Source organism: Leptospira sp. WS58.C1 (assembly GCF_040833995.1).
Classification (GTDB): Bacteria; Spirochaetota; Leptospiria; order Leptospirales; family Leptospiraceae; genus Leptospira_B; species Leptospira_B cinconiae.
Genome location: NZ_CP162137.1, coordinates 1595091 through 1605671 on the forward strand (window position 1 = coordinate 1595091; position 10581 = coordinate 1605671).

10 protein-coding genes are annotated in these 10581 nt (G+C 41.0%); 3 read left to right on the forward strand and 7 right to left on the reverse strand.

Going from position 1 to position 10581, the window contains the following annotated elements:
* The first annotated feature begins 21 nt into the window (after positions 1-21).
* Positions 22-948, forward strand: coding sequence for a LysR substrate-binding domain-containing protein (locus tag AB3N61_RS07215; RefSeq protein ID WP_367898909.1), 927 nt, complete (start codon positions 22-24; stop codon positions 946-948).
* Here AB3N61_RS07215 and AB3N61_RS07220 read toward each other — a convergent pair.
* Positions 941-1942 (reverse strand): alpha/beta hydrolase, encoded by a 1002-nt coding sequence (locus AB3N61_RS07220; protein ID WP_020768339.1) that lies wholly within the window; start codon positions 1940-1942, stop codon positions 941-943. The two genes, AB3N61_RS07215 and AB3N61_RS07220, sit on opposite strands and share 8 nt — an antisense overlap.
* Positions 1943-2065: 123 nt before the next feature.
* On the reverse strand, positions 2066-2497 hold the full coding sequence (locus AB3N61_RS07225; RefSeq protein ID WP_020768403.1) for an Rrf2 family transcriptional regulator: 432 nt from the start codon (positions 2495-2497) through the stop codon (positions 2066-2068).
* 180 nt (positions 2498-2677) lie between these two features.
* On the opposite strand from AB3N61_RS07225, the gene AB3N61_RS07230 reads away from it, so the two are divergent.
* Positions 2678-4156, forward strand: a complete 1479-nt coding sequence (locus tag AB3N61_RS07230) for a discoidin domain-containing protein (protein WP_367898910.1) — start codon at positions 2678-2680, stop codon at positions 4154-4156.
* Positions 4157-4159: 3 nt separating this feature from the next.
* Complete coding sequence (gene lsa20, locus AB3N61_RS07235; RefSeq protein ID WP_367898911.1) at positions 4160-4744, forward strand: LIC11469 family lipoprotein adhesin Lsa20; 585 nt, start codon at positions 4160-4162, stop codon at positions 4742-4744.
* 67 nt (positions 4745-4811) lie between these two features.
* Here lsa20 and AB3N61_RS07240 read toward each other — a convergent pair whose 3' ends face one another.
* From AB3N61_RS07240 to AB3N61_RS07260, 5 genes are all read right to left on the reverse strand, one after another.
* The gene (locus AB3N61_RS07240) at positions 4812-5414 is read right to left on the reverse strand and encodes an MORN repeat protein (protein WP_020768316.1); all 603 of its coding nucleotides are present in this window, start codon (positions 5412-5414) and stop codon (positions 4812-4814) included.
* Between the two features lie 43 nt (positions 5415-5457).
* Entirely contained in the window at positions 5458-7149 is a 1692-nt protein-coding gene (locus AB3N61_RS07245; RefSeq protein ID WP_367898912.1) for a glycosyl hydrolase family 67, read from the reverse strand.
* A 4-nt stretch (positions 7150-7153) separates the two neighbouring features.
* Positions 7154-8020: a DMT family transporter gene (locus tag AB3N61_RS07250; RefSeq protein ID WP_367898913.1), complete on the reverse strand. Its 867-nt coding sequence runs from the start codon at positions 8018-8020 to the stop codon at positions 7154-7156.
* A gap of 149 nt (positions 8021-8169) precedes the next feature.
* Entirely contained in the window at positions 8170-9240 is a 1071-nt protein-coding gene (locus AB3N61_RS07255; protein WP_020768102.1) for a fatty acid desaturase, read from the reverse strand.
* A 157-nt stretch (positions 9241-9397) separates the two neighbouring features.
* On the reverse strand, positions 9398-10540 hold the full coding sequence (locus AB3N61_RS07260; RefSeq protein WP_367898914.1) for a helix-turn-helix domain-containing protein: 1143 nt from the start codon (positions 10538-10540) through the stop codon (positions 9398-9400).
* Between the last annotated feature and the right edge of the window lie 41 nt (positions 10541-10581).

Consider the following 10581-nt stretch of genomic DNA (forward strand, 5'->3'; position numbering starts at 1 on the left):
AACTAAAAGTTATATGTAGTTATGGAATTCAGGCAGATCGTTTATTTTTTGGAAATTTCGGAATCAGGAACGTTCCAAAAAGCGGCCTCCCGTTTGGGATTAACCCAACCAGCACTCTCCAAACAGATCTATCTTTTGGAAAAAGAATTAGGAGTTAGCGTTTTGGAAAGAGGAGGGAGGTCCGTTAGGCTCACTCATGAGGGAGAAAAATTTTACCAGTATTCGATCCGATTAAAAGAGATTTGGGAAGAGATCCGGGAAGGTTTTAGAAAAGAGAATGAACTGAAAGGGAATTATTCCATATCCGCAGGCGGCACGGTTTCCGCTTGGATATTACCGCATATCCTAAAGGAGATCCTGAAAAAAAGACCGGGACTTTCTCTTTCCGTTAGAGAGGGTGATGCCCATCAAACCAAGGAAGCAGTATTAAAGGGAGAAGCGGATCTTGGGATACTGACGGGACCGATTGCTGAACCTAGTTTGAATGTTTTGGAATTTCTTTCGGATCGGATCTTTCCGGTTGCTGCGAAAGATCATCCCATTTTTCTAAAAAAGAAAATACGAATAGAAGATCTGAAAAAACAATCTTTTGTGTTATTTCATCAAGGGTCTGCACTTAGAAAAGCGGTAGAGAAGAAGATCAAATCTTTCTCCAAAGAATTCGATCCTAAAATAACGATGGAGCTTAGAAGTGTAGAGTCGGTAGTGAAATCTTTGGAAGCAGGATTAGGGATCGGTTTTTTGTCCGAATATTCCATCGGTCCTAAACTTAAAAAAATACAATTCCTAGAATGGAATGCCGAACGGAAATTTTATCTTTGTTACCGCAAAAAATCGGGACCGGGACTCGCTTTATTGGCGGATGAGATCCTAAGATCCGTTCGAAAATGGGGAATGGAAAGGTTACCTTCTTCCCTTGAAAGGAAGAAGGTGATAAATTCTATTTAACTCCTGTTTTATGTAAGAAGTCTAAAACTCCTTTTTGGACCTTCTCTTTATCGGAGAATACATGTTTGGAAGTTAATACGTGGCTTCCTATTTCTATTTGGACCTTAGTATTGAGAGGATTGGGAGTATCTCCTCCGATCTTATCAAAAATTTTTAACATTGCATCCACGCTAGCTGTCTTGTCCTGATGATCCTTGTCCTTATAATAATATACTAATAGAGTAGGGACTTTGATCTTCTCCAGGCTGTTTTGGCTAAGCACGAACTTGGTCGCATTACTTACGTGTTGTATCGCCGATAAATATTGGTCTTTATACCAATGCTCGTAATAATGTTCTCCGACTCCGTCGTCCGGTTGTTTAGGCGGGGATTTTCTGATCTTTCCTTGAATGGTTTCACCGAAGGTCATTCCTCCCGGATAGAAGAATATTTTTGCCAAAGGGACCGCAAAATCGAAAAATGGAGAGAATAATACCAGATCCTTTATTTTATCCGGATATTTTCCCGCTAGATAAACGGAGATCAAGCCGCCCATACTGGTGCCCATAAGTATAGTATGATTTCCTAATTTATCCATCATTAACAGACTTTCCTCGGCGACACGAATATATTCGGTAAAAGGAGTGTCTCTATGATCTTCGTTATTTGTTCCGTGACCCGGTAACCTTAAATAATAGGTATTTGCCTTGAGAGAAGCGGCAATTTTATCCACCGTCTCTTCTCCTTCTGCGCGGGACGCGCCAAAACCGTGTATATAAAGAATTGCGTATTCGGTTTTACCAGGTGAATACCGGATCAGTTTTTCTTCGGAACCGGCTCTTCCATTAAGCGATTTGGTCTCTTCCAATTTAGTTTTATAAAACGAATCGAAACTTTGGGTTAGGTCCGCCTTTGGATGGAATTCGTATTTGGGAAATGTGGCGTAATATATCCCCAAATAGGCGATAAGCAAGGCTCCTAGGCCGATCGAAACCCGTTTCAATATTTTTTTCATCCTTCTCTCCGATTGTTTTGCGAGTTGATTATGAGCGACGAAAAGGATATTAGGACCCCTTTATTTTGAGGCAAGGACTTTTGTTGGAGGAAATTTCAGGAATATAGATCGAGTTCTTAAAAGTTAGGCCCTTTTTTTCTTTTCGGAATCCAGTTGGAAAAGAACATCCGAAAGATGAAATTCGCCTAATTTTGCTTCCAAAGCGGATTGGGCCTCTTGGAAAATCCCTGTCAAAGTGGTTTGTATCTTTTTACCCACAGGACATTTCGGGTTCGGTTTATCATGGATCGAGAAGAGCGGAGCTTCGGTTTCCACCGCCTTATAGATCTGTAAAAGTTGGATCTCCTCCGGGGATTTGGCGAGTTTTGCACCGGCCACTCCCTGTTTGGAAACCACAAGACCTGCTTTTTTTAATTTTCCCAGGATATTTCGGACCACCACAGGATTGGTTCCTATACTATCCGCCATAATTTGAGAAGAACTGGCTTCTTCTCCGTCCCGATCGATTAAGGAAAGAATATGGATCGCTATGGAATATCTGCTAGGAATCGACATCTTTCCCTCTTGAATGGATACTTGGGCGATCTTTCGGATTCGCCAATCATATTTTCAGACGACTGGAACATCTTGGAACTCTCCGAATAGGGAATAAAAAACAAATAAGGGCCTATTTTTTCGTTTTCCCCTGGTTTAAGAAATATATTTCTGATCTCTGCAATTTCTCGGAGGCATCCTATGTTCGCCAAATATTCGACTCTGTTAATAGGGGCATTGTTCTTTTTTCACTGCGGTAAAAAATTGCCCGTTTCCATGATCACGGCTACATCCATGGATAGCGGGCTTCCGTTCGAGATCCTGGATGGGAAAAAGTGGAGGCCGGAAGAAGGAGCCAAATTCGTGAAACTTCATTTTTATCCGGATGAGACCTTCTTATTATCCAAAATAGAAGTGGAATCCTGTAACGGGGACTTCTCCGATCCGATCACGGCTTATATTAACTTTGATGAATATAGTCAGGAACTTTCCACCGGTTCCACTGCAGCTGTTTCTTTCGACGCGCCTAAAAGTACTCGCTCGGTCACTTTTAACTTTCACAAAAACGCGAATTTATGCGTCCAAAAGGTGAATTTTTACGACGATAAGGGTTCTAAGATGAAATGGAAGGGACCAAAAGTTGTAGAAGCAACTGTCACCGCATCCGAAACTGCAAAGCCGAATCTTTCCTATGATGTGATGAACTTATTCGATTCCAGATACGAATACGCTTGGGCCTCGGATAAAAAAGGTCCAGGAGTCACTTTGGATTTCGATTTTAAGGAAACTCAGAAGATAAAATCCATTAAGATCTGGAACGGTTACCAAAGATCCGACAGACATTGCCAGACAAACGGCAGACTAAAGACCGCAACTATCACAGGTGACAACGGATTCGAAGAAAAGATCGAAGTAGGAGATATCATGGGACCTCAGACCATACAATTCTCCAAAACTTTCGAAGGTACAAAATTAAAACTTAAAGTGGATTCAATTTATACGGGAAAAGATTATAAAGGACTCGTCATCAGCGAGATCCGTTTTTCGGACGGAGACGATTGGATCTTACCGAATCCGATGGAGCAAGTTAAGAAGATCGCGAAAAATAATTTTTTCCAATTTACTGCGGCAAATATAGACAATGTTCTGAATTGGAGTTACGTGGGAGGAGAATATAGCGGAACATTACCGGCTGCAAACGTAAGTGTAGAACAACCGGCTGGACAATCTGCGGAAAATCCCGCAGGCGAAACGACGGGGGAAGAAGGTCCGACTCCTGAAACCGGTCTTATTTCCTCCAACTGGACTTTACGTTTGAGGTCCGACGGAAGTCTTTTCTTCGAAGGAAATACTACGGAGGCGGATGGAGATAGCCAAATAAATAAAAGTTTTTTTGCATTAGGAAATTATGAAGTAAAAGAGGCAAAGCCCGACGGTTTGAAACTTCGTATATTCGGACTCGTTCGGAAAATGACCCAAAAAGAATATAACGAAGATTATTACGGCGGGGACTGTAATGGATGCGGAAGAGACTGTAATAATAGCCAGGATTCCGAAAATGGAGAGAAAATTTTCCAAGAACAGATCCTTCTTCGCAAGTCCGGAAATAAACTTTTCATAAAGAACGAAAATCCCGGCAAGGTATTCCAATTCTCTACTTTGGAATTGGTTCAGGAATAAGTTATGTTTAGGAATATTCTCTTCCTTCTCCTTTTCGTATTGAGCGTAAGCTATTGCGAAAAGGATAAAAGTTCCGATCCTTCTTTTTCCTTGAATTTATCCGGGAAAAAGGGGGGAGTTCCCGTTCATATCGATTGGATCTATAAAGGTTTTCCGGGAGAGATGAAAATTTACGAACTGGCTTCTCAAAGGCCGGTGCAACTTTGGGAAACAAATACGGTTTTAGATCTGCATCTGGCTCCGATTTCCGGTCCGATAGAAGATTCTAAATTAGTTTTGGGTCCGGGTGAAACCCGCAAATTTGCCTTAGTGTATAAGAACGAAACAAAGGAGAAATTATACTTCTTTGCGGCACCTCACTCAGTGAACCCGCCCGAATTCGGTTTCGGTTTTAAATTCAAATGCCTTTGTGTGAATCATCTATTCCAAGTGGAACCCGGTTCCGTTTGGTACAGGATCGTAGAAATTCGCACTATGCCGAACTGGGCAAGCGATCCGTTCCGGATCACTCATACCTTAGTGAGAGTGGATCCAAGCCAGGCAAAAGAATGGAGCAACTCAGGGACACATTCTCATTCGGATGAATGAGAATGGTTCGTTTTTAAGGATAGAATATTAGAATATTCTTATATTTCCGGAGAGCTGTTTGTGAAGTTTATTGTTCCGGTTTAGGTTCTGCGTTCGGATCTTGTTTTACACAAACTAAAACTTTGTTTTGGAGATAACATTCGGTTTCCGTTCCGTCTTTCTTTCGATAAGGTCCTGGATTGGAATTGCTGGAATCCGTGAATTCGGTCACTAAAACACTTCCGTCGGTAAATGTAACTTTTCCGGAACCTTTAATGATCCCTTTTGCAAAGTTTCCTCGGATCACCGTTCCGTTGGAGTAGAAATACATTCCGTCTCCTTCTTTCAGATCGTTTACATAAATTCCTTCGAATTTGTCGCCGTTTTTGTAAAGGAACTTACCTTTACCTTCTCTGTGACCGCTACTGAATCCGCCTGTATAGATATCTCCCGTAGAATATACATAGGTGCCAGTCCCGTTTTCACAATCGCCGGATTCACAACGACCATCTTCGGTTTCTTGATCCGGATTGAAGGCTCTATTGGAAGCGGAATTTGCCGTTTCCGATTTGGTGGAGCTTGCAGCGGCATTATCGGAAGGTTCGGTCGACCCTTTGGTTTCCGCGGAAGAACAGTTGAATATTATAAAAAATGCAAAAATGGAACAGGTAACTGTGAAAATTCGAGCCATAGTAAAATTTTTAACCCTAAACTTAGATCCGTCAATTAAGATTTCACTGTAATAATTCTCGGACAGGCATTCCCTGGCGGTTGATAAAATCGGGAAATTTGTTTTTGATCCCTAAAAATACCATATAGTAGATCTTACGTAAGACCGGATGAAATAAAATTTTGTCACGGACCCTATAGCTGCTTCTGTTCCTTAAAAAGAATTTTAATATAAAGCCTAAGAACCGAGAAGGTTTGGACTGGGAAGCCTGGAACTGGAATCGGAAAGTTTTAGGGTATTTCTTATGATATTCTTTTGCGAGCCTTTTGGATTCCGCTAATAATACCGGATTTTCGAAATACAGTAGTTTTCTTGCATTTAGAATGAGCCTAAATGTCTTTTTCTGGAATTGGGAATCGTAAGGCAGATGCAATGTTTCGGCAATTTTTTTCATTCTGTAAAGTTTAGAGAATGCTTCTTCTCCTAGTCTTACAGATTCTTTCGGATTCGGATTTAGAATGGAATACAAGAACCGAAACGGATCCGAAACTGTGATCTTGTCCCAGGTGATATGAAGAATGGGCGGGATCCGAACACGATGCAAATAGAAACTTTGACCGGCAAATCCGGGATCATACAGAAGATTCAGGATCAATTCTTCGCTTAATTGCAAAAATTCTATAAATAGATCTGCATTTTTCTTACCGTAAAATTTGCGAAGAATTTCCTCTGAATTTTTTTCCGGTTTGGTGAATAACTGAACGGAAACAAACGTATTCAACTCGTTCCAATAAGAAGATCCTTTTAGAAACGTGATATTCTTAAAAGAGGACCAGCCACCCGTTTGGGTCCAGACGCTAATCCCTGCGATATTCGTTTTACCTAAAAGTTCGGATCTGTATTTTTCATACATCCATCCTACAAAGCTGGGATATTCTCCAAAACCTTCGTATTCCCTTCTGGCCTGTAATTCCAAAAGTTTGGGTCTATCATCTTCAAAAAATAGCGGATTGATCGGAAGATATCGGAAGAAGTCGCCTTCTCCATACTTTAAGGAAATGATAAGCGATCTACTTTTTATATCTTGGAACACTTTACGATATGTTTTTGGATTCCAGATCAGGTCTCCGATCTCGTAGGCTCCTAAGGTCCAGGTCCTGAATATTAATATTTTATTATATTTTTCGAAAACGGGCAGGATTTCCTTCAAAAATGAATTTGCCTGTTTCGGGTTTTTGAGTAGAAGTTTACTTCTAAAATCCCCTGTAACATCCACTCCGTCGGACTCTCCGATCCGAAGAACAACTCCTGAAATTTCTGAAAAACTGGAAAATAGATCTTCCAATGATCCAATAAAAAGTTGGACGATCTTGTCCAAATTTCCGCCCGTATGTTGCAAGATGGAATCGTTAACGGAAAAAAAATCGCTGGTTATAAAAACTTTTAGATCTTGGGAGGAAGCGATCTTAAATAATTTTTTGTATTTTTTACGGTACGATGAGATCTTCCGTTTGAGATCTTCCGGATAAAAATGCCTTTCGGAAAGATAACAAAGTTCGTCCAGGGTGATCGCATTAAATCCTAATTTAGAAATTCTTTTCGTATATCTAGAAAAGGATTCTCTGACTCTTTTATGTTTTTTCTTTGAAGGAAGGGAAAACTTTTCCAAATGTACAAGAGGAGCCTTGGACCAATTTTGATGTTTTTTTTTGGATTCCAGGAAAAAAGGAGCAGATCCGTCTACTAGAGTGAGCATTCTTCTATTCCGTTTTTTTTCCGTATCGAAACGATTCAAGTGCAGCGGCGAATAAGATCAGAATTCCTCCTATAAATTCTTCCTTTCTCGGAACTTCTTGCAAGATTGCCCAGGCGAGTATGGCGGAATATACGGGTTGAACTGTGGATAATAATCCTGCGGTTTTAACCTTCATCTTGAAAACGGATTTGATGTAGAATGTATGTCCGACGGCAGTGAAGAAAACTCCCAAAAGAAATACCAAGCCCCAATCTTTGGGAGTTACGAATAAGTTTTCGAAGAATAAAATAGGGCTTAAGACTAAACATGTAACTGACGTCTGGTGGAACATCACTTGTGTGGATCCGTGACCCGAAAGATATTTTTTAGTAAGAATATTTCGGAATGCCATTGCCCAGGAAGAGGTAAGTCCGAATACTACTCCCAAAAGATATTTGCCTTCCGGATCAAAACTTGGCACTAAGATCCACATACCGAAAAGCACGAGCGCAGCGAGTCCCAAGTCTAAACTTCGGATCTTAGAAGGAAAAAACAAAGGTTCGAGTAAAACAGTCCAGACAGGATGTGTAAATAGTGTTAGCACGGCCACTGCGATAGACGCTTCTTGCGCGGAAGCAAAAAAAGTCACCCAATGAAATGCGAGAAGAATTCCTAAAGAAAAGGAGATCCAATTTTCTTTTTGACTTGGAAAGAAGAAGGGTCTTTTTCTAAACCAAAGGACTGAGGCAAGAAGACTTGCCGCGAATAATGTCCTTCCCCAAGTGATTAGGGAAGGGGAATAGGAGAGAACCTGGGCAAACAAAACGTTCCCGCTGATCAAAATTTGGGAAACTTGGAATTCAAGATAGGTTCTAAGTCTATTTTCCTGCATCTGGCAGGACTAACTTCCGATCTGTATACGGCAGGAAAAGGAATAACTTTCGCGCTTTAAACGATTTCTATGATTTGTAATAAAGTGAGAAGATCGGAAGGACCCGGGCCTTCGCCCGAATCCCCATACCAAAGAATAAAGTTTTTACTCTAAGCTGTTGCTAATGTTTGTCCTTTCCCCAAACGATTCGCTCTGAAAATACTTCCGAAATCGTTAAATCTGATCCCGTAACGTTTCATTGCAGGATGAACGAAAGGTGCTACCGCTTGTCTGAGATAAAAAGGTTGGTTCACTACGAAATGATGGATCCCGTGTGTACTTCCGAAATTAAAACAGAATAGATGAAGAGGAAATAAGAACCAACGATTTAAAACCTGGGTCTGGTCATGAAGTCCTTTTACGTCTCCATAATAATGCATATTCGAAGAAACTACCTGAATGCTTGTTTGTCTGATCCAATTCGGAATGGTATACACCACTGCTGAAATATTTAAGAAGTAACGAACCGTATCCAACCAAGCCGGAATTTCCACGGGTTTTCCGAGTAATTCGTTTCCGATATAGAAAAGATTGATGAAGAGGAAATTATACCAGAGATGAAAATAGATCACTAGGTAAGGCCAACTAGAGCGAGTGATCTCACTTCTTTTAAATTTAGGAGCCTCTCTGCGCAAGATATGGGATTGAAATAAGAAGGACATATTTCCGTCCATCATGGTGATTAAACGTTTTAATCCGAATTTCATACCGTTTCCGATCAGACGTTCTTCTATATCTTCTTTATGTCCGGATACTTTGTGATGAAGAGTGTGGATCATTCTTCTATACCAAGGACTGACAGTATTACCTCTAAAGATCCAAACCGTCCAAAACATGAAGTTTTGGATCTTTAGATTATCCTTATAGTATAAATTATGAATTAAGTCGTGTTCGACTTCATGAAGAATGGACGCAAGCACACCGTTTGCAACGATACATGCCCATGCAGGAATAAACCCTGCGATATAAAGTCCTGCAAATAGGATCATCCCGGCAGCGGAACTTAAGGTAATCGCTAAACCCAATTCGTCTTGGTATTTTAAGAATTCGAATTTACCCCGCAGTTTTTTATCCCTAAATCGGATCCATTTCATGATCTTCTTACTTTTTTCCTTTTGGGACATTCTCTCATAAAGTTTGGTTGGAACCTGAATGGTCGGTCTTTCTGTAATAGTGATCATCGGTTTCCTCCGTTTTTGTTTTCGGTTGTCCATATCTTACGGAAATTTTCGAGAACAGTCGTCTCAATTGATCGAATGCAACTGCCGATTTGGTCCCAATCTATAAATTTTTACCAATTTGCAACGTCGAGCAGTGATTGGTTTGGTATCAAATGGATTAACTTCCTCTAAATTCGGAAGGAGTTTTACCCGTATATTTTTGGAAGGCTCGATGAAAAGACGATTTCGTGGCAAATCCAACTTCGAATGCGATATCTAAAACGGATCTGTTCGGTTCTTTTATGAGAAGTTCACAGGCCTCTTTGATCCTGTAATCGTTTACAAACGCGGAGAAATTTTTTCCCAGTTCCTGATTGATCAATTCCGAGACCTGGTGGGTGGAAAGTGCAAGCTCATCCGCGAGATCTGCTAACCCCAACTTTTCATCCCTATATAATTTTTCCTTTTCCATGAGTTGTGTTAGGCTATCTCTAAGTGCATGACGATTCACACCGGAGAGTAGGGATCTTGCATATTTCTGCCTGGTGGCCTGGCTTACTTCCTGGAGCACTTGGAAGAATTCAGGCCGTTTGTGTCCGATCAGATAGGCAAGGCAAAGGCTTATGCCCATCATTGCGGAGCAAGCAAGAAGGAAAATCGGCGATTTATTGGATAAGTACATAGCACCGAAACCAAGATTCACGAAGGTAGAAATCACCATGAATGCCAGAATTCTTGCGGTCCATTCTTCTTTGAGTACCTCCCAACGAAGAAGGTCCGAACTTCCTCTTAGGATAAGACCTATATAAAACACCAGGATCAGAAGCGGGGAAGAAAGTAGGAACTCCCCCTCATTCCAACCGGTTTCTTTTAAAAAGACTGAGATCTTATCCACAATCCGGTCTTGGGGAAGAAGCAGAATCGCCAGCAAATATAAAATCCAGACGAGCACAGGAAGAAGGAGATGTTTTTTTTCTAATCCCAAATAAGAGATTTCTTCCGAGTCTCTGTCTTGACTAACGCTGTGGATACCGAAAAGGATCGGACCTACAGAAGCGATCAAGGGGAATTGGATAAGCGATAGCCTGGGAAATTCTAAATATAAACCGGAAACTAATAGTAGAAAGCTACCCTGTATTAAGCCCAAAATCAGGAAAATCAGGGCCAAAAGCCTGTTTAGGGCCGTTTTCTTTTCTAAAACCAATTGCCCAAGAAACATGAGAATTCCAAGTGCGGTACCGAATTGGGTGATGGCCCATAGGATTTGGAACCAAATTCCTGGATTGTAGTAGCTATGACTTCCTATTCCCTCTGTAGGCATTGGCTCTAAGAGAGTTCAAAACTCTGAGCAGGTTGTCAAGG